The following is a 24,425-nucleotide window of genomic DNA, read 5'->3' as shown; positions in this document are numbered from 1 at the left end:
GAAACGAGCCCGATTCACTTTGCACCGGCGTATATCGCCAGAAATAATGTGAAAAAAGCGTATCGGATTAACGATAAGAAACAATGTGAAGTGTGTGGGTATAGCTTATAGCGGTATATTTATACCCATTATCGGTTTTTCGGCGAAAGGGCCGTGGCGGGGAAGGACGGTTGAGCTTGTTCCAGGATGAGGTTTCAGCGAGTGACCTCGGGTAGATTTAGCCTGGTCTCGCCATTTCAGGATACGTAAGTTGACGCAAAAGGAGGGAGGATTTGATGTCATCGTTAAAAGAAGCATACTTCGTGAAGATTTTTATATAAAATAGTGATGCTGGTTTTAAAGGAATGCAAAAAAGAGACCGTTTGAAAGAGGGCGTCCCATGAAAAATAACATCAGATTTGACTTGTCCGATTATTTGATTCATTTTTTTCGGGACGTTGATTTAGAGACCGGTAGCCATATTTATTTGCCTGAACACTGTGGTTTTAATAATCAGCACCACGCATGTTTCATTGATGCTAAATATTTACTTCGATTATCTTTACGCAGTCATAAAATTTTCTCGTCCTGGTCATACCGAAATGGGCAACGAACCGTATATGGTGACTCCCCGGTGGTATGCTTTACAGATATGCCGATTGCAGCTTATTTAGAAACTGGTGTTCGCCGATTAGAACGAAAAGAAAAAATCGGTTTATATGCAATCGTTTTACCTAAAGAGCAAATGTTTAATTATGGGGCAAGGCCAGTCATATATGGGTTGGATGAGCATAACAATGCTCGATGCTCGCAAGGCAGAAACGGGGAACGTATTCTTGATGAAACGGCTCTTCCTTTGATTGAACAATATAGATATGTTACTTATGTTCCAGGTAAGATTGACTGGACACATGAACGCGAATGGCGATGGCCATATCGTGGCGATATTAAAAATTTCCTTAATCATATTAAAGAGTATGGTATTCCGGAAAACATTGAAAGCACCCCAGGGTTTGATTTTAAATCAAGCGAAATAAGTGGTGCGGGAATAATCGTCCCATTTGTAGAAGATATTCCTACCGTAGCTCACGATATTTTAACTTTAATTGACCGGGGTATCATTGGAAGAAATACTTTCAAATTCATTATAGCTGTAGAGAGTTTACAATCATGGACCCAGCTCTCGGAACCGGGCGCGTTACTGACTTGTATTAATGATAATACTTTCGGATTTGAAGCTTTTTTTGATTTATCTGCATCTAAAGTAAAAAATTATGCTGACTCTATCAATGATTATGTAAGTGAATTATATTCAAAAAAAGATTTTCTAAATGATAGCTATGCAATGGAATTTGGAAATGCCTGGGTCTGGATTCATGATAACCAATCCCAGGTGGTACGGGCGTTACTGCAGGCTGGAATGATCAAGGTTAATAAAGAAGGGCGGTACTTATTAGATGTTAATTTGGCTTCTGTTGATTGGCCATTAAGAAGGAAACAAGCTTTCGCAAGTCATGTTGCGGGATGGCTCAAACATCGTTTTGATATCGAAGCGGGAGGGTATTCCGTTCAGGGAAAAGATCATTATGATGCGATCCCAAGTTATGAGACGCCGCTAAAGGATCAGCATCCTTTTTATAATCATACAGTGAATGTCGACTGGTAATTAAGAAAAGAACTTACCCTGTTAGCTCCGCGTTAATTTAACGCATTGATTTTACAGATGAATGAAAGACATTAGAGGCTATTATAAAATAGACTGTAATTAAAATTGCACATCTGTCTGTTTTTGATATGTGTATTCCAACAACAGAGTCAGGCAGCTTGTGGATGAATTAAAATTCTGCGGCTCGCTACGAAAGTTGCTAAAGCCCTTAAAAGCTATAGGCGCTGTCGAATCGCTATGGACAGCCTTTGAGAAACGCAAAGTATTTCTGACGGAGGCTAGATTATTTATCCGGCGATCAAGGATGCGTCGAAAAATGGAGTATGTTGCTCTGGAGTGCTGGCGAAGAACCATTTTATTATCGGAGTTTGGTGACCGTCTGAACGATCACCTTCAAGAAAGCAGGCAGTTACAGAGAATTACTAGTAACCTCTGATAACAGGCACTTTTCATACTCTTTTATGCATCATAAAATGCTGTCTGAACTTGTTAAGCTCTTTCCATAGCATTTGTAAAATAACTATTTTCAAGATATTGATACCAGTGCTCGAAAGATTCATCCTCACCTTTTGGCGCATAGCAATTACCATTCTTATAGAGTTGACCACCAATTAGATAGTGAGATACTCTTAATGTCAATATGCCATTTTTAATAGAAAGACTATTTAGTTTTGATTTTTTGTTTCCTTCATCTATAAAATAAAAATAAACGTGGTGATTTGTTTTTGAAAGCTCAAGGAGTTTCTGAAAGGTATCCCTTTCTGGGTAGTGAGTACGAATTACTTCAATGATAATGTTTGGATAGGCTGAGTGGGGGAAAAATTTGTTTCTATCCCTTCCTCCAATATCGGGTTGAATATAAGAATCCTCATGAAATGCAATACGTGCGTCCTTTTCTTTATACCACCCAAAATCACTATCTTTCAGCGGACTAAAAATTACTTGCTCTTCATATGTTCGATCCTCTGCAAAAACATATGTAGAGAACTTAACAGCTTCAATATTTTTATCATTTAACTCATCATATAAATAATTTACGCAATTATCGTGAGTTGGATTATCTTCGGCTCTACCTAACCTCTTGCCGAAAGATGGATTTCCTACTCTTCTGAAATGGGGAGTAATCTCATTTCTTACAGGGACAACAATACAGTCATCTTCATTAAGAAGAGGTTCCTCCTTCATTCTTGGATATAAAGTATGGTCAAAGATATCGCATTCCGAATAGTCTCGGCCTGAGATTAGTCCTCTTGGCATATGTGCTCCTTAAGCTTAGATGTTTAAACCTTGTAGTAAAATTTAGCTGAAAAATGAAATGTTCTTTTATGATACATTATAATGAACATATGCAGTTTACCACAGGATATTACTGTAGCTTGATAATAATCAATATAATTATCGTTAATCTGCACTCAGTGGTGATTAGATTGCTTGAATTAATCTATTCTCAGCTTGCATAAAATTGATGAATAATATCAATCTGAATAGTTATAAATGATATGTTTAAAATACTTTATGGTTTCGCAACGCTGTGATAGCTATTATGGTTGGTTGTTAAATTCGTGACCAAATATTAATATTTACCAATGCTGATATACGAAAATCGAATGAAATTTCCCTTTCAACGGACAGTAAATTCTTCGGGGCCCTAAAGAATGCAGGGGCGGACACCGTTTTGAAGCCTGTTAGAAGGTGCTTTTAGAAATCTACCGATACTGAAGTTCCTAATATTTATAATATGGGTGATAATGGTGGTAAAAATTCACCTCATAGATATTCCATTGATAGAAAATATCGTATCTTTTTGGTGTAGATATACAATTCGTGAACATTGTTTCCTAAATTATGTAGTCGTTGGTGACGAGTCTATCTGTTCTGGAACCAGTCATTCAGACAATTCACTGCCATTTTGAAAACGTTAACTGTAGTGAGCTTCTGGATGCTCAGCTAATTTGAGTGGGCGGACTTATCACGCGTGAAAATAGCTGCTTATTGTATTCACCGGAATGCTCATTTTTAGCCGCGTTTCTACGCTCTCATCTGAGATACTATGAAATGAAAAATCCACGCAATTGCGTGGATTTTATAGAGTTTTACCGTTGTTATGAGATTCAGTGAAACCTCATGAGACAACAAATTTTATTTAGACGTTGAACAGGAAGTTCATTATATCGCCATCTTTAACGATGTAATCTTTGCCTTCCGCTCGCATCTTACCGGCTTCTTTCGCGCCTTGTTCACCTTTATAGGTAATAAAGTCGTCAAAGGCGATAGTTTGGGCGCGGATAAAGCCTTTTTCGAAGTCGGTATGGATTTTACCTGCCGCCTGCGGCGCGGTTGCTCCAACCGGAATGGTCCATGCGCGAACTTCTTTCACCCCGGCGGTAAAGTAGGTCTGGAGGTTCAGCAGGCGATAACCTGCGCGAATAACGCGGTTCAGCCCCGGTTCTTCCAGACCCAGTTCAGCCATAAATTCGTCGCGCTCGTCATCATCCAGCTCAGCAATATCAGCTTCGACGGCGGCACACACCGGAACCACGACCGAACCTTCTTTGGCGGCGATTTCGCGAACCTGGTCGAGATACGGGTTATTTTCAAAACCGTCTTCATTGACGTTAGCGATATACATCGTCGGCTTCAGCGTCAGGAAGCTTAAATAACGGATAGCCGCTTTATCTTCGTCCGTCAGGTCCAGCGAACGCAGCATCCCCGCTTCGGCCAGGTGCGGCAGGCATTTTTCCAGCGCGGCCAGTTCCGCTTTGGCGTCTTTATCGCCGCCTTTGGCTTTCTTCTGTACGCGATGGATAGCGCGCTCGCAGGTATCGAGGTCAGCCAGCGCCAGTTCGGTATTGATAACATCAATATCTTCTGCCGGATTTACTTTACCCGCCACGTGGATGATATTGTCGTTCTCAAAGCAGCGAACCACGTGACCGATAGCTTCGGTTTCACGGATATTGGTCAGGAACTGGTTACCCAACCCTTCGCCTTTGGACGCGCCTTTTACCAGACCGGCGATATCCACGAACTCCATCGTGGTTGGTAGAATGCGTTGCGGTTTAACAATCTCAGCCAACTGGTCCAGACGCGGATCGGGCATCGGCACGACACCGGTATTCGGTTCGATAGTGCAGAACGGAAAGTTTGCCGCTTCAATACCGGCTTTTGTCAGCGCGTTGAACAGGGTGGATTTCCCGACGTTGGGCAGACCGACGATACCGCATTTGAATCCCATGATTTAACTCACCTTAATATCTTAATAATCAACCTGTTATAGAAAACAGATTGCAGAAATGGAAATAACTTCGCCTATTATACACGGCGTGCGGCAAAAATGCCGCACATCACTGGTTATTGCGCCTTAAAGGTATGCAAACGGCTTGTTGCTTTGGCCAGACCCTCTTTGAACCACAATTCCGTACAGCGTGCCGCTTCGTCAATGGCCTCATCAATTAATTTTTGTTCAGAAACAGGGGGTTTACCCAGCACGAAACCAACAACTTTATTTTTATCGCCTGGATGACCAATTCCAACGCGCAAGCGGTGAAAGTTGGGATTATTGCCCAGCTTGCTGATGATGTCTTTCAGACCATTGTGGCCGCCGTGGCCGCCGCCAAGTTTAAATTTCGCGACGCCCGGAGGGAGATCCAACTCGTCGTGAGCGACCAGAATTTCGTCCGGCTGAATACGGTAAAAACTGGCCATTGCGCCAACTGCTTTACCACTGAGGTTCATGAACGTGGTGGGTACCAGCAGGCGAACATCTTCCCCTTCCAGCGTGATGCGTGAGGTATAGCCAAAGAATTTAGGCTCTTCACGCAATGGCGCACGCAGGCGCTCCGCCAGTAAATCGACGTACCATGCGCCTGCATTGTGTCGCGTCGCGGCATATTCCGCGCCGGGATTCGCCAGACCAACAATCAATTTAATTGCCACGTTTTTTGTCCTGAGTAGATCCATAACTGGCGCGTAGTTTACTGTCTGTCTGCCCGCTTGACAAAACACAGCGACACTCTGAAGTAAATTAAATAATTGCCAGCATTGATTATTAAAAATGTAAACTGTTCAGTGTGTTATTTGTAAAGTTTTGTTAAATGAAACTTTACATTTGTGATCACAGCCGCACTTACAAACGAAAGTGTTGTCTATACTTTACACATAAAGTTTAGGGGGATTTCCTAAAAACAACCCAAAAGTTCCGGAGGTGACATATGAAACGCAAAAACGCTTCGTTATTCGGTAACGTGCTGATGGGGTTGGGGCTGGTCGTGATGGTTGTCGGCGTGGGTTACTCTATTTTAAACCAACTGCCGCAGTTTAATTTGCCGCAATTTTTTGCGCATGGCGCAATACTGAGCATTTTTGTCGGTGCAGTTCTTTGGCTGGCGGGGGCTCGTGTAGGGGGGCATGAGCAGGTGAGCGACAAATATTGGTGGGTACGTCATTATGACAAACGTTGCCGCCGTAACGACAATCGTCGTCATAGCTAACCGGTTTAGGCCCGGTAAGCGTTATCGCCACCGGGCATTGTCCATTAACTGAGTAAATCCGCTAACGCCTCCGTCCTGTTCGGGAAGAAGGTCAGACGCCCGGGAATAGGTTTGATACCGGCACGCGCCATTGTGCGCAGCGGTTGGAACTCCAGGTTACTGATACGCAATTCGCAACCCTCCGGCAGACGCTTCACAAAACGCTGAAAAGCATCAAGCCCGCCTGCATCCAGCACTGGTACTGCGTCCCATTTCAGAACGACGATACGTTTGCCCTTAATACGTGACTCAAGGTCGGTAAACAGCCCTTCCGCCGCGGCGAAAAAGAGCGGACCGATAACACGCAGCACCAGCACATCATCAGGCACATCGACATTGACCGGCGCAAGTCGAGTCATTCGCGCAATACGGCGCATAAACAGCAGGGAAGCAAGGACAATCCCCACGCTGATGGCGATGACCATATCAAACAGAACCGTTAATGACATGCACAGCAGCATAACGATGATGTCGTCTTTCGGCGCATGGCGTAACAGATCCACCACTTTATGGGCTTCACTCATATTCCATGCCACCATCAGCAGTAGCGCCGCCATCGCGGAAAGCGGCAGCCAGGAGAGTAGCGGGGCTAAGACCAGTAGTGCCAGAATAACCAGGATAGCGTGAATTACCGCTGAGACGGGAGAGGTCGCGCCAGCGCGGACGTTGGCGGCAGAGCGGGCAATCGCGGCGGTGGCGGTGATGCCGCCAAAGAACGGCGCGACCATATTCCCCAGCCCCTGGCCGATAAGTTCGCTGTTAGCTTTATGTTTGGTGCCGGTCATGCCGTCCAGCACGACGGCGCAGAGCAATGATTCGATTGCCCCCAGCATTGCCATCGAGAAGGCCGCTGGCAGCAGCGCGCGCAGTGAATCCCAGCTTAGCGTGAAATCGGAGCCAGGAAGACTCCACGGCAGCATCAGTTGCGGCAGGAGCTGCGGGATGCCGTTGCCCTGGGTGCCGTCAGCCAGAACGTAATGGAACTGTGAACCGATAGTCGCGACATTACCGCCCAGCAGATTAACGATCCCCATCACGGCGCAACCGGCCAGCAGCGCGGGAAGATGTCCCGGCAGACGAATACCGAGACGCGGCCAGAAAATCAACGTTCCCAGCGTCACCACGCCAATGGCGGCATCGCCAATATTGACGGTGGGCAACGCCATAAACAGCGCGCCGACTTTCTGCAAATAGTGCTCTGGCACATGGGCCATCTGCAGACCAAGAAAATCTTTAATCTGCATGGTACCGATGGTAATACCAATCCCTGAGGTAAAACCCAACGTGACCGACACCGGGATATATTCAATCAATCGCCCCAGTCTCGCCAGGCCGAAAAGGATCAGGAAGAAGCCCGACATCAGCGTGGCGACCAGTAGGCCTGCCAGACCAAACTGTTGCGATACCGGATACAAAATCACCACAAACGCGGCGGTAGGGCCGGAAACGCTAAAGCGCGAGCCGCCGGTTAGCGCGATCACGATCCCGGCGACAGCGGAGGTATAGAGGCCATACTGCGGCGCAACACCACTGCCAATTGCCAGCGCCATCGCCAGCGGGATAGCAATAATCCCGACGGTGATCCCGGCTATCACATCGCGGGTGAACCGGGAGGCGGTATATTTTTCTTTCCAGCAAGCATCGATGAGAGCGCGGAAAGGCATCACATGTGAGGAAAATAATTTGTTCACAATAATGTTTCATCCATGAGCGCATCATCTGTCAACTAAATGGCAGGTGAAGGAGGCATAAGTCATACAAAAGGGTGTTACAGACAAAAAAACCCGCCGCAGCGGGTTTCAGATCCGGGTTCGATCAATGCTCGAACATGGCGGAAATCGATTCTTCGTTGCTGATACGGCGAATCGCTTCGGCCAGCATACCTGACAGGGTCAAGGTACGCACGTTCGGCAGCGCTTTGATTTCGTCGGTCAGCGGAATGGTGTCGCAGACAACGACTTCATCAATGACGGAGTTGCGCAGGTTGTTTGCCGCATTGCCTGAGAAGATCGGGTGCGTCGCGTAGGCAAACACGCGTTTAGCGCCACGTTCTTTCAATGCTTCTGCTGCTTTGCACAGAGTACCGCCGGTATCGATCATATCATCAACCAGCACGCAGTCACGGCCAGCGACGTCGCCGATGATGTGCATCACCTGAGAAACGTTCGCGCGCGGACGACGTTTATCAATGATAGCCATATCGGTATCGTTCAGCAGCTTAGCGATAGCGCGGGCACGAACCACGCCGCCAATATCCGGAGAAACCACGATCGGGTTATCCAGATTCAGTTGCAGCATATCTTCGAGCAGGATTGGGCTACCGAACACGTTATCAACCGGAACGTCAAAGAAGCCCTGGATCTGTTCAGCATGCAGATCTACGGTGAGAACGCGGTCAACGCCGACGCTGGACAGGAAGTCAGCGACAACTTTTGCGGTAATCGGCACACGGGCGGAACGTACGCGACGGTCCTGACGTGCATAGCCAAAGTAGGGGATAACGGCGGTGATACGACCTGCGGAAGCACGACGCAGGGCATCAACCATAACGACCAATTCCATCAGGTTGTCGTTGGTTGGGGCACAAGTGGACTGGATGATGAAAATATCACCACCGCGTACATTTTCGTTGATTTGTACGCTGACTTCGCCGTCGCTAAAGCGACCTACGGCGGCGTCGCCGAGAGAAGTGTACAGGCGGTTGGCAATACGTTGTGCTAGTTCCGGGGTGGCGTTACCAGCAAAAAGCTTCATATCAGGCACGAGAAGAACCTCAGGCATGCGTCCATTGGTGGAAAAGATTTGCCGAAAACTGTGCGGGCCAGGCAAAATCCTATCCAGGCGGTGTATTAAAGAGCGCGATGCAACGTCTGGAACAAGGTGACGTTGTCACCGAAGCTCAGCTTGCCCGGCTTACTCGTCTTCATTCACGTTTCATGTGCGCTGGTATCGATGCCTCACACCGGTCAAATACGGCATATATGACCGGCGACTCGTCATTTCGCCATCTTCCTGAAACCCGAATGCGTTAGAGTAACTCTCGATGCAATGGGGAGAGGTTGACACCCTTCGCCACAAAAGCATTGAGCCATTCCGGGGCTTGCTCAAGCACCTGGCGAGCACAAGACTCTGTATCGAATTCAGCAAAGACACAGGCCCCTGTCCCAGTCAGGCGCGACGGCGCGTATTCTAACAGCCAGGAAAGCGCCGCATCAACCTCGCGAAAACGTTTTCTTGCGATAACCTCGCAATCATTGCTGAATTCACATTTTAGTAACGTATCTATTGACCTTTTTGGCGTATTACGCGGCAATTGAGGATCTTTAAAGATAACCGGTGTGGGAATGCTTACGCCAGGGTGCGCGACCAGATACCATTTTTCCGGCGGATTCACCGGCGTTAATATTTCGCCTACGCCTTCGGCAAACGCGGCGTGGCCACGAACAAAGACCGGGACGTCGGCGCCGAGCGTCAGGCCGAGCGTCGCCAGTTCATCAATGGAAAGCCCGCATTGCCAAAGATGATTGAGCGCCACCAGAACGGTCGCGGCGTTAGATGAGCCGCCGCCCAGACCGCCGCCCATGGGAAGGCGCTTCTCAATGCTGATATCCGCACCGCTTCCGGCGGGCAGGCGCTCACTCTCCGAGGCGACTTTCATCAACAGCCGAGCGGCGCGGACGATCAGATTGTCTTCATTTTCAACGCCGTTAACCGGCGTTAATAAATGGATTTCGCCATCGTGACGCGGTTCGATGTGGAGTGTGTCGCCATAATCCAGAAACTGAAACAGCGTCTGCAGCGTGTGGTAGCCGTCTGCTCGCTGTCCGGTGATATATAAAAACAGATTTAATTTTGCCGGAGAAGGCCAATGGGTCATCATTTCACAATCCAGTTATCCATTTTCAGCTTAATGCGCTGACTGCCGTCTGAAAGCTCCATATTGGCAGGCATGGCAGGCTGCGTTTTGCTGTCATAGCCACCGTAAACCACTTTCCAGTTTTTACCATCCTGGCGATAGTTCACTTCGCTCAGGCGGTACTGGTCGTCCAGTTTGTAGTCGGTGGCATCGCCAGGCAGGCCGAGGATCCACTGCCGCAGGCTGTTTAACGGAATCGGCATCCCGGTGAGTTTGCCGATCATCTCTTCGGCGTCATCGGCGGTATAACGCTGGCCTTTGTTATCCACCAACTGGACGTTGCCCGGCTGGGCGTTAAGCTCCAGCTCGGTGCTGCCCAGCGGGTTGGTAAGCAGCAGGCGGTAGCGATCCTGTCCGGTCTGTTGCCAGAAGAAGCGCGCATAGACTTTCTGATCATCTGAGATGTAAGCAAAGGCGCCGCGCGTCTGGTATTGATTCAGATGACGCACCTCTTGCTGATGCTGGCGCCACTGAGGGGAATCCGGGCTCTTGCCCGGGCCTTTATGCCCAGGAAGCGTACAGGCGGTGAGAACCAGGCTTGCTAACGGCAGTAGACGAATCAGGCGAAAATCGGGCAGGGTCATAGTGATGACGAATCCTTGTGATACGGTGCAATAATTGCCTGATGGCGTTACGCTTATCAGGCCTGAAAACTGAACCTGCAGGCTATAAAAACGTTCGCGCCGCGATTCGGCAAATTTTTGCTATCGGTTACAGTTATAGCCTTTAATGCTAGCGCCGCCTGGTGACATCGTCTACTTTCAAGTTGTCTTAAATCATCAAATTAGCGAGCGCTGCCAATTACTCCAAAAGGGGGCTCTCTCTTTTATTGACCACGCGCATCCTGTATGATGCAAGCAGACTAACCATATCAACGCTGGTACTACTCCCGCAGACATGACCCTTTTAGCGCTCGGTATTAACCATAAAACGGCACCTGTATCGCTGCGAGAACGCGTAACGTTTTCGCCGGACACGCTTGATCAGGCGCTGGACAGCCTGCTTGCGCAGCCAATGGTGCAGGGCGGGGTCGTGCTGTCAACCTGTAACCGTACAGAGCTGTATTTGAGCGTGGAAGAGCAGGATAACCTGCAAGAAGCGTTGATCCGCTGGTTATGTGATTACCATAACCTGAACGAGGACGATCTGCGCAACAGTCTGTACTGGCATCAGGACAATGACGCCGTCAGCCACCTGATGCGCGTCGCCAGCGGTCTGGATTCACTGGTGCTGGGCGAACCGCAAATCCTCGGTCAGGTGAAAAAAGCGTTTGCGGATTCGCAAAAAGGCCACCTTAACGCCAGCGCGCTGGAGCGAATGTTTCAGAAGTCTTTTTCCGTCGCCAAGCGAGTGCGGACTGAAACCGATATCGGCGCCAGCGCCGTCTCCGTCGCGTTTGCCGCCTGTACGCTCGCCCGCCAAATCTTTGAATCGCTCTCGACGGTCACTGTACTGTTAGTTGGCGCGGGCGAAACTATTGAACTGGTGGCGCGTCACCTGCGCGAGCATAAAGTACAAAAGATGATTATCGCCAACCGAACCCGCGAGCGCGCGCAAGCCCTGGCGGATGAAGTAGGCGCTGAGGTTATCTCGCTCAGCGATATCGACGCCCGTTTGCAGGATGCCGATATTATCATCAGTTCGACCGCTAGCCCGCTGCCGATTATCGGTAAAGGCATGGTGGAGCGCGCATTAAAAAGCCGTCGCAACCAGCCGATGCTGCTGGTGGATATCGCCGTACCGCGCGACGTTGAGCCGGAAGTCGGCAAACTGGCGAACGCTTATCTTTATAGCGTCGATGATTTACAGAGCATCATTTCGCACAATCTGGCGCAGCGTCAGGCTGCGGCGGTGGAAGCGGAAACGATTGTTGAGCAGGAAGCCAGCGAGTTTATGGCCTGGCTACGCGCCCAGGGGGCCAGCGAGACCATTCGGGAATACCGTAGTCAGTCGGAGCAGATTCGTGACGAACTGACTACCAAAGCGCTGTCGGCCCTTCAACAGGGCGGCGATGCGCAAGCCATCTTGCAGGATCTGGCATGGAAACTGACCAACCGCCTGATTCATGCGCCAACGAAATCACTTCAACAGGCTGCCCGTGACGGGGATGACGAACGCCTGAATATTCTGCGCGACAGCCTCGGGCTGGAGTAGCAGCACACACCACACTTTTTTACAGGGTGAATTTACGCCTATGAAGCCTTCTATCGTTGCCAAACTGGAAGCCCTGCACGAACGCCATGAGGAAGTTCAGGCGTTGCTGGGCGATGCGGGAATTATCGCCGACCAGGACCGCTTTCGCGCATTGTCGCGCGAATATGCGCAATTAAGCGACGTTTCTCGCTGTTTTACGGACTGGCAACAGGTTCAGGACGATATCGAGACGGCTCAGATGATGCTCGACGATCCTGAAATGCGAGAAATGGCGCAGGAAGAACTGCGCGAAGCGAAAGAAAAAAGCGAACAACTGGAGCAACAGTTACAGGTACTGCTGCTGCCGAAAGATCCGGACGATGAACGAAACGCGTTCCTTGAGGTTCGCGCCGGCACCGGCGGCGATGAAGCCGCGCTGTTTGCCGGCGATCTGTTCCGCATGTACAGCCGTTATGCCGAATCGCGCCGCTGGCGCGTGGAGATCATGAGCATGAGCGAAGGCGAGCATGGCGGTTATAAAGAGATCATCGCCAAAATCAGCGGCGACGGCGTGTATGGCCGACTGAAATTTGAGTCCGGCGGACACCGCGTACAGCGTGTTCCGGCGACCGAGTCGCAGGGGCGTATCCATACCTCCGCCTGTACCGTCGCCGTGATGCCGGAGCTGCCGGAAGCCGAGCTGCCGGATATTAACCCGGCGGATCTGCGCATTGATACGTTTCGTTCTTCCGGCGCGGGCGGTCAGCACGTTAACACCACCGACTCCGCTATCCGTATTACCCACTTGCCGACCGGCATCGTGGTGGAATGCCAGGACGAGCGTTCGCAGCATAAAAACAAAGCGAAAGCGCTCTCGGTGCTCGGGGCGCGTATTCACGCCGCCGAAACGGCAAAACGCCAGCAGGCCGAGGCGTCAACGCGCCGCAACCTGCTTGGCAGCGGCGATCGCAGCGATCGTAACCGGACCTATAATTTCCCGCAGGGGCGCGTGACCGATCATCGTATTAATCTGACGTTATATCGCCTTGATGAAACGATGGAAGGTAAGTTGGATATGCTGATTGAGCCGATTGTTCAGGAACATCAGGCTGACCTGTTAGCCGCGTTGTCCGAGCAGGAATAATGGATTTTCAGCACTGGCTGCATGAGGCGGTAAACCAGCTCCGGGACAGCGACAGCCCCCGGCGCGACGCCGAGATCCTGCTTGAGTACGTTACGGGCAAGGGGCGGACGTATATCATGGCCTTTGGCGAAACGCCGCTTACTGACGTCCAGCAACAACAGCTCGCGGATCTGCTGCAGCGGCGTAAACAGGGCGAACCCATTGCGTACCTGACGGGCTTACGCGAATTCTGGTCGCTGCCGCTCTTCGTTTCTCCCGCCACGCTAATCCCGCGCCCGGATACCGAATGTCTGGTGGAACAGGCGTTGGCGCGATTGCCGGTCAAAACCTGTCGTATTCTGGATTTAGGCACCGGAACTGGCGCGATTGCGCTGGCGCTGGCCTGCGAGCGACCGGATTGTGAGGTGACTGCGGTCGATCGTATGCCTGATGCGGTTGCGCTGGCGATACGCAACGCGGAACATTTGGCTATCCGGAATGTGCGTATACTGCAAAGTTGTTGGTTCAGCGCGCTATCGGGGCAGCAGTTCGACATGATTGTCAGCAATCCGCCCTACATTGATGCGCAGGACCCGCACCTTAGCGAAGGCGATGTACGCTTTGAACCGCGCTCGGCGTTGGTAGCGGACGAAAACGGTATGGCGGATCTTACGCATATTATCGATAACGCTCGCCAGATGTTAACGCCCGGCGGCTTCCTGCTGCTGGAACACGGTTGGCAGCAAGGCGAAGCGGTAAGAGCGGTTTTCAGGCGGTCTGGTTACTCGGATGTAGAAACGTGTCGTGATTATGGTGGTAATGAACGCGTGACCTGCGGACGTTTTACGCCATGACAATTGTAATGTTGCTCACGCTTCATCTTATCTGTGTTGCGCTTTCCGTCAGTTTGTTTGTCGCTCGTTACTGGTGGCGCTATTGCGGCCATGCGTTGGCCGCCGCGCGCTGGACACGAATCGTGCCTCCCGTCATAGATACCCTGTTACTGCTTAGCGGTATTGGGTTAATCGTTAAAACGCACATCCTGCCATTCACGGAGTCGGGCTCATGGCTGACTGAAAAACTGTTTGGCGTTATCATCTACATCGTTTTGGGTTTTATTGCGCTTGATTATCGTCAGGCGCGCAGCCAGCAGGCGCGTTTTATCGCTTTTCCGCTGGCGCTGGTGGTGCTGTACATCATCATTAAACTCGCCACCACAAAAATACCGTTACTGGGGTAAGTCATGAGGTCGTTAGCTGATTTCGAATTTAACAATGCGCCGCTGTGTGATGGCATGATCCTGGCATCAGAGATGATTCGCCTGGATTTTCCCACGCAGTTTGTCTACGACGAACTGGAACGTCTGGTCAGTCTGGCGCAGGAAGAAATTAGCCAGCTCCTGTCTCAGGATGAGCAACTGGAAAAATTGCTGGCACTTTTTTACGGCGAGTGGGGGTTCACGGATTCCCGTGGCGTCTACCGTCTTTCTGATGCTTTATGGCTCGATAAAGTCCTGAAAAAACGCCAGGGTAGCGCGGTATCGTTGGGCGCTATTTTATTATGGATAGCAAACCGTCTTGATTTGCCGTTGGTGCCCGTTATCTTCCCAACGCAGTTGATTTTGCGTATTGAATCGCAGGAAGGGGAAATGTGGCTGATTAACCCGTTCAACGGTGAAACGCTTGATGAACATACTCTGGAAGTCTGGTTAAAAGGCAATATTAGTCCGGTCGCCGAGTTGTTTAACGAAGATTTGGACGAGGCGGATAACGCCGAAGTGATTCGTAAGCTACTGGATACGCTGAAATCCTCGCTGATGGAGGAACGGCAAATGGAGCTGGCGCTGCGCGTTAGCGAAGCATTGTTGCAATTTAACCCGGAAGATCCTTACGAAATCCGTGACCGCGGGTTGATCTACGCGCAGCTTGAGTGTGAACACGTTGCGCTGACTGATTTAAGCTACTTCGTTGAACAGTGTCCGGAAGACCCGATCAGCGAAATGATTCGTGCGCAGATCAACACCATTGCGCACAAGCAAATTGTTCTACATTAATTAACCGACATTTTACCTATAAGTGTAAGGCGATCCTATGAAACAAAAAGTGGTTAACATTGGCGACATTAAGGTGGCAAATGACCTGCCGTTTGTGCTGTTTGGCGGTATGAACGTGCTGGAGTCTCGCGATCTGGCAATGCGCATTTGTGAGCACTACGTAACCGTTACCCAGAAGCTGGGTATTCCTTACGTGTTCAAGGCCTCTTTTGATAAAGCCAACCGTTCCTCTATTCACTCTTACCGTGGGCCGGGTCTGGAAGAAGGGATGAAAATCTTCCAGGAACTCAAACAGACATTTGGCGTAAAAGTGATCACTGACGTCCATGAAGCCAGCCAGGCGCAGCCTGTGGCTGATGTGGTTGACGTGATTCAGCTCCCGGCGTTTCTGGCGCGCCAGACCGACCTGGTGGAAGCGATGGCGAAAACCGGCGCTGTGATTAACGTGAAAAAGCCGCAGTTCGTAAGCCCGGGTCAGATGGGCAATATCGTGGATAAGTTCCATGAGGGCGGTAACGATAAGGTGATTCTGTGCGACCGCGGCGCGAACTTCGGTTATGACAACCTGGTGGTGGATATGCTGGGCTTTAGCGTGATGAAAAAGGTCTCCGGCAACTCGCCGGTGATTTTCGACGTTACCCATGCGCTGCAATGCCGCGACCCATTTGGCGCCGCCTCTGGCGGTCGTCGTGGTCAGGTGACCGAGCTGGCGCGCGCCGGTATGGCTGTCGGTCTGGCGGGCCTGTTCCTGGAGTCGCATCCGGACCCGGCTAACGCGAAGTGCGACGGTCCTTCCGCGCTGCCGCTGGCGAAACTGGAGCAGTTCCTGACCCAGATAAAAGCGATTGATGATTTGGTGAAAAGCTTCGACGAGCTGGATACCGAGAACTGATTGCGGTTTTTAGCTTGTGTAGGCCGGATAAGATACTATCCGGCTTTTTTATATCAGGCAAAAATCGTCATCAGATAGGCGGCAAATAAAGCCAGATGCGCCGCGCCGTTTAGCACGTTGGTGCGTCCGGTAGAGAACGAAATATGGCACAGCACTAACGAGGCTACCATCACTACCATTTCCGGCGCGCCTAAACCAAACACCAGATCATTACCTGTCGCCCAGGCGATGAGCGTGACGACCGGCACGGTTAATGAAATCGTCGCCAACACCGATCCGAAGAACAGATTCATTGCCCGTTGAACCTGATTATTCAGTACCGCCTTCAGCGCGCCCAGTCCTTCCGGCGAGAGAATTAACAGCGCGACCAGGAAACCGGTAAAGGCGACCGGCGCGTTCATGCTGGTCAGCAACGCCTCCAGCGGGCTGGCATTCATTTTGGTAACGGCAATGACCGCAATTAAATGAATGAGTAACCAGACCGTATGCCAGCCGCTACTGTGCGCGGAGGGTTTACCGTGGTGTGGATTGTCATCATCGCCTTCATCTTCATGTTCATAGATAAATAAGCTCTGGTGCGTTTTGGTTTGAATCAACAAAAATACGCCGTACATCGCGGCAGAAATTAACGCGACCAATAATGCCTGACCGGTAGAGAAATTGGCTTGTGGCAATGCCATTGGAAAAACCAGCACAATAATCGCCAGCGGAAACAGCGCGATAAGATACTGCTTAATCCCGAATAAATTCATATATTGCGTTGCGAATTTACGCCCGCCCAACAACAACGAGAAACCGACCAGTCCCCCGGTGACAATCATAATAATAGAGTAGAGCGTATCACGCATAAGCGTTGGCGCAGCATCGCCGGTGGCCATCAGCGCTGAAATTAAACTCACTTCAAGAATAACGACGGACAGGCTTAAAATAAGCGATCCGTAGGGTTCGCCGAGTCGGTGCGCTAATACATCGGCATGACGGACCACGCTAAATGCGCTGCTTAAAATACCAATAAGTGCAAGGATATTGATGCCAATAACCACTGGTAGTGACTGGCTGCTTCCCCAAAGGAACAGCACTACCAGCGCAAGAACCGGGAAAATAAGCGAAGTCTCCTTATGGCGGGTTTTCACCGCCTCACAGGCATGTGTCATGAGGGTCTCCCTTGTGCAGGTGTTAATATTTTGGAAAGAGTAAAGAAGGTAAAAATAGCAGAAATTTGTATTTTTTTAGTGGTTTTTTACGTAGTTTTACGGCGTAGACGATTTTTTTCTTTCAAGGTCAGTAAAACAAGCATCTTGTTTTAACAGTGTTTAAATAACAAAAAGTTAATTTCCGTAAAAAGCAAAAATCCTCCTCGACTGGCGTAATAACGCATTGTTTACCACACTTAATGTTTTCCCTGAAGACGGAGGTGCTGATGCCGTATAAAGCCAAAAGTGATTTACCCGATAATGTACGGAATGTTCTTCCAGCCCATGCCCAGGACATTTACAAAGAAGCGTTTAATAGCGCCTGGGAGCAATATAAAGATAAAGCCGATCGTCGTGATGACGCCAGTCGCGAGAAAACCGCACACAAAGTCGCCTGGGCGGCGGTTAAAAACGATTATGAAAAAGGCGAGGATGATAAATGGCATAAGAAAAAATAAACGCGGTATTACTCACGCGTTAGCCTGATTTTCTTGCCGGAAGTCTATCCTGACGCGGGAGCTTTTCCCGCGTACAGATTCAAAATGTCAGCACTTTGTTCGCCGCCAGCGTCCATTGCGCCAGCTCGACCAGCGTTCCGATTTCCACACCGTCAATCAGCGGCAGGGGAGTGATACCACGTCCGTCCGCACAGGTTTTGCATAATTTTACCGGTACGTTTTGCGCGGTCAGAATTTCCAGCATTTGCTGAATATTGTAGCCTTCGGCTGGTTTTTGACCGCGTAACCCTGCGGTTACGGCATCTGACATCAAAAACAGGCGTAAATCGAGATGGCTTTCCTGCTCGCGCAGCGCAATGGCCAGACGCAGGCTATTAAATAATGATTCGCTGCCGTAGGCGGCGCCGTTAGCGATAATGACGATATTTTGCATGGATAACCCTTCTCCTCGAGAAATTTTGTCGGCAATGGCGTTATGTTACCTCGGGAACCGGGTGCCGCCAAATGCGTGGATAAAATCCCGGGACGCTCTGCGGAAAAAATAAGGATATTCCTGGAAGCACGAGAAAAGGCTGCAAAACCTGTCCGGACACGTTATGGTTTACTCTGATGCCATTCCTCTTATCTTTTGTTGTAGAAGTTGCCGACACGTTGAGCCGTATTGTTTTTCGTTCATTCTCACTCTCGCTTCTCTTGCTGACTGCCAGCGGTACGATCTGTGCGCAGGCGCAAGATCCTTTCGATCAAAACCGTCTGCCGGATTTAGGCATGATGCCGGAATCCCACGAAGGGGAAAAGCATTTTGCCGAGATGGCCAAAGCGTTTGGCGAAGCCAGCATGAAAAATAACGATCTGGATACTGGTGAACAGGCGCGGCAATTCGCTTTCGGACAGGTACGCGATGTGGTCAGCGAGCAGGTTAACCAGCAGCTTGAAAGCTGGCTATCAGCCTGGGGCAGCGCCAGCGTGGATATTAACGTCGATAACGAAGGTCATTTTAACGGCAGTCGCGGAAACTGGTTTATCCCTTTACAGGATAAACAGCGCTATCTGACCTGGAGCCGGCTTGGTCTTACGCAACAGACTGACGGACTGGTAAGCAACATTGGCGTAGGACAGCGCTGGGCGCAGGATGGCTGGCTTCTTGGCTATAATACCTTTTACGATAATCTGCTGGATGAAAATTTGCAGCGCGCCGGCTTTGGCGCGGAGGCGTGGGGAGAATATTTGCGTTTATCCGCCAACTATTATCAGCCCTTTGCCGACTGGCAGACGCATACGGCGACCTTAGAACAGCGAATGGCGCGCGGATATGATATCAACGCGCAAATGCGGCTGCCGTTTTACCAGCATATCAATACCAGCGTTAGCCTGGAGCAGTACTTTGGCGATAGCGTGGATCTGTTTGACTCCGGAACGGGGTATCACAATCCTGTCGCGTTAAAACTGGGTCTCAACTATACGCCAGTACCTTTGCTTACCGTGACCGCCCAGCACAAACAGGGCGAGAGCGGGGTCAGTCAGAATAACCTGGGACTGACGCTTAACTACCGCTTCGGCATGTCGCTCAAAAAGCAGCTTGCCGCCAGTGAAGTGGCGCAAAGCCAGTCATTACGCGGTAGCCGCTATGATACGCCGCAACGTAACTCGCTGCCGACAATGGAGTATCGGCAGCGTAAAACGCTAACGGTTTTTCTGGCGACGCCGCCCTGGGATCTTACGCCTGGTGAGACGGTTGCGTTAAAATTGCAGGTGCGCAGCGTGCACGGTATTCGTCATTTGAGCTGGCAGGGCGATACACAGGCATTAAGTTTGACGGCAGGAACGGACACCCGCAGTACCGAGGGCTGGACAATCATTATGCCGGCCTGGGATCACCGCGAAGGCGCGGCAAATCGCTGGCGTTTATCGGTGGTGGTTGAGGATGAAAAAGGTCAGCGTGTCTCTTCCAATGAGATCACGCTCGCGCTGACTGAACCGTTTATCACGATGCCGGACGATAATCCGCATTGGCAACCGTTCCAGGAGCAATAATTAAAAGATACGTTCCTGATGCACCCAGACGGCGGCCTCCACGCGCGATTTCAGCTTCATTTTCTTGAGCATATGTTTCACGTGCACTTTGACAGTACTTTCGGTGATATCCAGACGCCGGGCAATCATCTTATTCGGTAACCCCTGCGCGATGAGCTTCAGAATATCGCGCTCACGCGGGGTGAGTTGCGTTACATCGCGATCGGTGGTGGCGCGGTTGGCCCGCAGGCTGGCCGCCAGTACCGGCGTTAACGCTTCACTTAATACCATTTCGCCGGCGGCGGCCTGTTGTAACGCTTTGAGCAAGTCCTCCGGCTCCATGTCTTTTAACAGATAACCGTCCGCGCCGCGCTTTAGCGCCGTGACGACATCTTCTTCATGGTTGGATACGCTGAAAACGACAATACGTCCTGACAGCGCTTTTTCGCGTAATTTATCCAGCGTTTCGAGACCATTCATTCCCGGCATATTCAAATCAAGGAGGATCAGATCGGGATCGAGCGATTCCGCCAGGTCAATACCCTGCTCACCGTTGCTGGCTTCTCCGACCACGCTGATATCGGGCGCCATACTCACAAGCTGCTTTACACCCGTGCGTAGCATCGGATGGTCGTCAATTAACAGGATAGTTGCCGGTTCCTGATTATTCATGGGTATCTCCCTGGGTTTCTGTGAAGTTTGTTTCTGGAATAAAAGTAACAGTGACCTCTGTTCCGCCAGTCTCGCGTCGGCGTACCTGGCAATCGCCGCGCAAACTTTGCGCCCGATCGCGCATGATGATCATGCCGTAGTGATTACTGCGTTCGGCGTTTTCCGGGACGCCGCAGCCATTATCCTGCACTTTTAGTTTGACCTGTTTGCCACATTGCGTCACTGTCACCACCACATCGTCGGCATGAGAGTGTTTAAGGGCGTTGCTGAGGGCTTCCCTGGCAATTTGCAACAGGTGTATCGCCTGGTGTGAAGGCACCAGGCGGGGGGGAAGCTGATAATCCAGTTTTACCGTAAAGCCAAACCGGGCGCTGAACTCCTGGCAGCTTGCTTCCAGCGCCGGACGTAGCCCGGGTTCCGTCAACTGTAACCGGAAAGTGGTTAACAGTTCGCGCAGTTGCGCCCAGGAGCAGTTTAGCTCATTGCGAATTTGGCTGAGTAACTCACGGCTGCTTTCCGGTAACACGTCGCCCTGCATTTGCAGGCAGCTCACCTGCATCTTCATACAAGAGAGCGACTGGGCAATAGAATCATGCAGTTCGCGGGCAATGGTGGCACGCTCTTCCATGACAATCAACTGCTGCTGGCGCTCCTGATGCCTGTCGAGCGCCAGAGTCGCGGTAAGCTGTTCAACCAGCGTGTCCACCAACTGTTGCTGATCGTGGCTGAGATGGCGTCCATAGGGCAGCGTCGCCAGCAAAATACCGTATTGGGTGTGAGAGTCGGTGAGCCGCCATTTTAAGGTGGTGCCGCCGTTAATCATCGGCAGGGCGCTACGTGGGCAAAGGTGGCAGCCTTTATCATCGCAACTGATGTCCGACTGACAGGTAAATTCCTGGTGATTATCTTCATCTTCCAGGTCATAGACCCGCAGCTCAATATCATGCAACTGGGTTAAATTTTGCAGGCCATTCAGTACCGGTGAAAGACGCTCACATAGCGGAGCCTGTGAATGCAGTCGGCGGTTGGCTTGCCACAAAAACGAGAGAATCTGGTTTTTATGTTCCAGACCGGCTGTTTTTTCCTGTACGCGCTGTTCCAGTACCGCATAACTTTCGGCCAGTTCTTCAGACATATTATTGAGCGCAGAACCCAACGCGGCCATCTCATTGCGTCCACTGATATTGGCACGTTGGGTAAAGTCGCGCTGACTGACGGCGCGCGCCATTGATAATAACTGTTTCCAGGGCTGCAAAAGGCGAACACGTAGCCAGATAATCGTAAATACCAGCAATAGCGCCATAAAGATCGCCATTACCCGGTGAACTAATACCACGCGTTCGATACGCAATTCAGTAGTATGGTCGAACGACGTCACCAGGCGATCCAGGCCCGCCACAAAGCGCGTGACATCTTCTGCGACCGCGTGCGCGTTTTGCGCGTGCTGTAGCCCTGGCGAGAGTTCGTTATGCCAGTAATCCTGCAACGCTTTAAGCTGCTTCTGCTGCCCGTCTCGCTCAGCGGCGCGGGTCAGTTCAGGGCTGAATGCCGTTTGCTCCATCTCATCCAGCAGCTTTTGATCTTTAGCATCCAGCGGGACAGCGGCCAGTAGTCGATAGCTTTGCATACGCAATGAGCCCGCTTTATTAATCGCATGAGCGCTACCCTGTACGCCCTGAACCAGCCAGCCGGAAACCGCCATCCCCGCCACGCCGATAGCGGTAGAGAGCATGACAATCAGCGCCAGTTGGTTAACCAGCGTAAGAGGAGAGAAACACCGTTTAAACATGTTACCTTCTTTCTTCGGGGTAATGTCGCCGAAAAAACGTAGCAAAAAAGGGGCGTCAATCGGCTGTGCCGCTATTCTCAACGATACAGCGGAGTATACCCATACCTATAACGAGTTACTCCTTAATTGCCGCCGTAGAGAGGTATCTGCGACGGGAAGGAGTAGGCAGACACAGCATGGTGAAAAACCACAGCTTTTTTACCAAAATAGCCTACTCATTAAGGGTAATAACTATTTTTAGTCGCCGGTGATGACGACTTTTCCTTTGATTTATATCAACTTACCTTCGGCAGTAAACCCTAATGTGGCAGACATCAAATCAAGAATCAGAGGTGTCTATGAGTCACTCATCCGCCCCGGAAAGGGCAACTGGCGCTGTTATCACGGAATGGCGTCCGGAAGATCCGGCGTTCTGGCAGCAGCGCGGCCATCGTGTCGCCAGCCGTAATTTGTGGATTTCTGTCCCGTGTTTACTGCTGGCGTTTTGCGTCTGGATGCTATTTAGCGCAGTGGCGGTAAACCTGCCGAAAGTGGGATTTAATTTTACGACCGATCAGCTCTTTATGTTGACTGCGCTGCCATCTGTTTCCGGCGCGCTGCTACGGGTGCCTTACTCCTTTATGGTGCCGCTATTTGGCGGACGTCGCTGGACAGCGTTCAGTACCGGTATCCTCATCGTGCCTTGCGTATGGTTAGGCTTTGCCGTTCAGGATACCAGTACGCCATTTAGCACTTTCATTATTATTTCCTTGCTGTGTGGTTTTGCCGGCGCGAACTTTGCCTCCAGTATGGCGAACATCAGCTTTTTCTTTCCTAAACAAAAGCAGGGCGGCGCGCTGGGTCTGAACGGCGGTCTGGGCAATATGGGCGTGAGCGTGATGCAGCTGGTTGCGCCGCTGGTGGTTTCGCTCTCTATCTTTGCCGCCTTTGGCAGCCACGGTGTAGAGCAGCCGGACGGTTCTCAGCTCTATCTGGCGAACGCAGCCTGGATTTGGGTGCCTTTCCTAGCCATTTTTACGCTGGCGGCGTGGTTCGGCATGAACGAACTGGCGACGTCTAAGGCCTCGCTAAAAGAGCAACTGCCGGTGCTCAAACGTGGTCATCTGTGGATCATGAGTCTGCTGTATCTGGCGACCTTCGGATCGTTTATCGGTTTCTCCGCGGGGTTCGCTATGCTGTCTAAAACGCAATTCCCGGATGTGCAGATCCTGCATTATGCGTTTTTCGGTCCGTTTATCGGCGCGCTGGCGCGTTCGGCAGGCGGCGCAATTTCTGACCGTTTGGGGGGGACCCGCGTCACGCTTATCAACTTTGTCCTGATGGCGATTTTCAGCGGTCTGCTGTTCCTGACATTACCTACTGGCGGCGTTGGCGGTAGCTTTATCGCATTCTACGGGGTATTTCTGGCGTTGTTCCTGACGGCTGGGTTGGGGAGTGGTTCTACCTTCCAGATGATCTCCGTTATCTTCCGTAAACTGACGATGGACCGGGTAAAAGCGGAAGGCGGGTCGGAAGAAAAAGCCATGCGTGAAGCGGCGACCGATACGGCGGCGGCGCTGGGCTTTATTTCCGCGATTGGCGCGATTGGCGGCTTTTTTATTCCGAAAGCATTTGGTTCATCTTTAGCATTAACCGGTTCGCCAGTCGGCGCGATGAAGGTCTTTCTTATTTTCTATATCGCCTGCGTCGTTATTACCTGGGCGGTATATGGACGTCATTCTAAAAATAAAAAGTAACTTTTGATTATCCTTTGCGCGGCGTTAGACCGCGCTTTTTTTTACCCGCATTTAGTTACAACATACTTATAGTCAAGAAGAGAGGCGCGACAGGGCTGACCACGCACATTTTTATCGGTCATCCACGGGGATACCCCTTAATACCCACTTGTTGAAAATTTAACATTTATGTCGTGCGTAAATTTAATTTTATGTAATTAAATCAGTAATATATATAAATAAAACTCCTCATCCAAAAGGAGTATGCAGGAGGTTTGCGCACCATTTGCATCC

22 protein-coding genes are annotated in these 24,425 nt (G+C 50.5%); 11 read left to right on the top strand and 11 right to left on the bottom strand.

Features of this window, described 5'->3' with window-relative positions:
- Positions 1–379 precede the first annotated feature (379 nt).
- Complete coding sequence (locus tag OLG56_RS12230; RefSeq protein ID WP_061377494.1) at positions 380–1,645, top strand: DUF4427 domain-containing protein; 1,266 nt, start codon at positions 380–382, stop codon at positions 1,643–1,645.
- 489 nt (positions 1,646–2,134) lie between these two features.
- On the opposite strand, the gene OLG56_RS12225 is transcribed toward OLG56_RS12230, so the two are convergent.
- From OLG56_RS12225 to pth, 3 genes are all read right to left on the bottom strand, one after another.
- Positions 2,135–2,902, bottom strand: a complete 768-nt coding sequence (locus OLG56_RS12225; RefSeq protein WP_061377493.1) for a hypothetical protein — start codon at positions 2,900–2,902, stop codon at positions 2,135–2,137.
- 886 nt (positions 2,903–3,788) lie between these two features.
- Positions 3,789–4,880: a redox-regulated ATPase YchF gene (ychF, locus tag OLG56_RS12220; protein ID WP_000505850.1), complete on the bottom strand. Its 1,092-nt coding sequence runs from the start codon at positions 4,878–4,880 to the stop codon at positions 3,789–3,791.
- Positions 4,881–4,996: 116 nt separating this feature from the next.
- Complete coding sequence (pth, locus tag OLG56_RS12215; RefSeq protein WP_000985595.1) at positions 4,997–5,581, bottom strand: aminoacyl-tRNA hydrolase; 585 nt, start codon at positions 5,579–5,581, stop codon at positions 4,997–4,999.
- A gap of 275 nt (positions 5,582–5,856) precedes the next feature.
- Here pth and ychH point away from each other — a divergent pair, with 275 nt between their 5' ends.
- Positions 5,857–6,135, top strand: a complete 279-nt coding sequence (gene ychH / locus OLG56_RS12210; protein ID WP_000823878.1) for a stress-induced protein YchH — start codon at positions 5,857–5,859, stop codon at positions 6,133–6,135.
- Between the two features lie 44 nt (positions 6,136–6,179).
- Here ychH and dauA read toward each other — a convergent pair whose 3' ends face one another.
- From dauA to lolB, 4 genes are all read right to left on the bottom strand, one after another.
- The gene (gene dauA / locus OLG56_RS12205) at positions 6,180–7,865 is read right to left on the bottom strand and encodes a C4-dicarboxylic acid transporter DauA (protein ID WP_001037186.1); all 1,686 of its coding nucleotides are present in this window, start codon (positions 7,863–7,865) and stop codon (positions 6,180–6,182) included.
- A gap of 124 nt (positions 7,866–7,989) precedes the next feature.
- Positions 7,990–8,937: a ribose-phosphate diphosphokinase gene (prs, locus tag OLG56_RS12200; RefSeq protein ID WP_001518537.1), complete on the bottom strand. Its 948-nt coding sequence runs from the start codon at positions 8,935–8,937 to the stop codon at positions 7,990–7,992.
- Between the two features lie 265 nt (positions 8,938–9,202).
- Entirely contained in the window at positions 9,203–10,054 is an 852-nt protein-coding gene (gene ispE / locus OLG56_RS12195; RefSeq protein WP_023205578.1) for a 4-(cytidine 5'-diphospho)-2-C-methyl-D-erythritol kinase, read from the bottom strand.
- Positions 10,051–10,674 carry a lipoprotein insertase outer membrane protein LolB gene (gene lolB / locus OLG56_RS12190; RefSeq protein ID WP_000174484.1) on the bottom strand — a complete coding sequence of 208 codons (624 nt, stop codon included), beginning with the start codon at positions 10,672–10,674 and terminating at the stop codon, positions 10,051–10,053. The genes ispE and lolB overlap by 4 nt, the downstream gene beginning before the upstream one ends.
- 313 nt (positions 10,675–10,987) lie before the next feature.
- On the opposite strand from lolB, the gene hemA reads away from it, so the two are divergent.
- Genes hemA through kdsA form a run of 6 tightly spaced genes read left to right on the top strand, consistent with a single transcriptional unit; the run spans position 10,988 to position 16,291 of the window.
- On the top strand, positions 10,988–12,244 hold the full coding sequence (gene hemA, locus OLG56_RS12185) for a glutamyl-tRNA reductase (protein ID WP_000173208.1): 1,257 nt from the start codon (positions 10,988–10,990) through the stop codon (positions 12,242–12,244).
- Between the two features lie 40 nt (positions 12,245–12,284).
- Positions 12,285–13,367, top strand: a complete 1,083-nt coding sequence (prfA, locus tag OLG56_RS12180) for a peptide chain release factor 1 (RefSeq protein ID WP_000804708.1) — start codon at positions 12,285–12,287, stop codon at positions 13,365–13,367.
- Positions 13,367–14,200 carry a peptide chain release factor N(5)-glutamine methyltransferase gene (prmC, locus tag OLG56_RS12175; RefSeq protein ID WP_000347310.1) on the top strand — a complete coding sequence of 278 codons (834 nt, stop codon included), beginning with the start codon at positions 13,367–13,369 and terminating at the stop codon, positions 14,198–14,200. Before prfA ends, prmC begins: the two co-directional genes overlap by 1 nt.
- Positions 14,197–14,586: an invasion regulator SirB2 gene (sirB2, locus tag OLG56_RS12170; protein ID WP_000158022.1), complete on the top strand. Its 390-nt coding sequence runs from the start codon at positions 14,197–14,199 to the stop codon at positions 14,584–14,586. Before prmC ends, sirB2 begins: the two co-directional genes overlap by 4 nt.
- Before the next feature lie 3 nt (positions 14,587–14,589).
- A complete protein-coding gene (gene sirB1 / locus OLG56_RS12165) occupies positions 14,590–15,399 on the top strand; it encodes an invasion regulator SirB1 (RefSeq protein WP_001257067.1) in 810 nt (269 codons plus the stop codon).
- Positions 15,400–15,436: 37 nt separating this feature from the next.
- Positions 15,437–16,291, top strand: a complete 855-nt coding sequence (gene kdsA / locus OLG56_RS12160) for a 3-deoxy-8-phosphooctulonate synthase (protein ID WP_000811046.1) — start codon at positions 15,437–15,439, stop codon at positions 16,289–16,291.
- Between the two features lie 53 nt (positions 16,292–16,344).
- Here the strand turns inward: kdsA and chaA are convergent, their stop codons facing one another.
- Positions 16,345–17,445 (bottom strand): sodium-potassium/proton antiporter ChaA, encoded by a 1,101-nt coding sequence (gene chaA, locus OLG56_RS12155; protein ID WP_000148418.1) that lies wholly within the window; start codon positions 17,443–17,445, stop codon positions 16,345–16,347.
- 266 nt (positions 17,446–17,711) lie between these two features.
- Between chaA and chaB the strand changes: the two genes are divergently transcribed.
- Entirely contained in the window at positions 17,712–17,942 is a 231-nt protein-coding gene (chaB, locus tag OLG56_RS12150; protein WP_061377402.1) for a putative cation transport regulator ChaB, read from the top strand.
- 79 nt (positions 17,943–18,021) lie between these two features.
- Here the strand turns inward: chaB and OLG56_RS12145 are convergent, their stop codons facing one another.
- A complete protein-coding gene (locus OLG56_RS12145) occupies positions 18,022–18,375 on the bottom strand; it encodes a DsrE/DsrF/TusD sulfur relay family protein (protein WP_061377401.1) in 354 nt (117 codons plus the stop codon).
- A 176-nt stretch (positions 18,376–18,551) separates the two neighbouring features.
- Between OLG56_RS12145 and OLG56_RS12140 the strand changes: the two genes are divergently transcribed.
- Complete coding sequence (locus OLG56_RS12140) at positions 18,552–19,976, top strand: YchO/YchP family invasin (protein WP_061377400.1); 1,425 nt, start codon at positions 18,552–18,554, stop codon at positions 19,974–19,976.
- Here the strand turns inward: OLG56_RS12140 and narL are convergent, their stop codons facing one another.
- On the bottom strand, positions 19,977–20,627 hold the full coding sequence (narL, locus tag OLG56_RS12135; protein ID WP_001064598.1) for a two-component system response regulator NarL: 651 nt from the start codon (positions 20,625–20,627) through the stop codon (positions 19,977–19,979).
- Entirely contained in the window at positions 20,620–22,416 is a 1,797-nt protein-coding gene (gene narX / locus OLG56_RS12130; protein WP_000476244.1) for a nitrate/nitrite two-component system sensor histidine kinase NarX, read from the bottom strand. Before narX ends, narL begins: the two co-directional genes overlap by 8 nt.
- 338 nt (positions 22,417–22,754) lie before the next feature.
- Between narX and narK the strand changes: the two genes are divergently transcribed.
- Positions 22,755–24,152: a nitrate transporter NarK gene (narK, locus tag OLG56_RS12125; protein WP_000019849.1), complete on the top strand. Its 1,398-nt coding sequence runs from the start codon at positions 22,755–22,757 to the stop codon at positions 24,150–24,152.
- Positions 24,153–24,425: the final 273 nt, after the last annotated feature.

The sequence above is a fragment of the Salmonella sp. 2018103 genome (assembly GCF_026247685.1).
GTDB classification, from domain to species: Bacteria; Pseudomonadota; Gammaproteobacteria; order Enterobacterales; family Enterobacteriaceae; genus Salmonella; species Salmonella enterica.
Note: the sequence above shows the minus strand (reverse complement) of the source record. Positions and strands in the feature narration are given on the sequence as shown.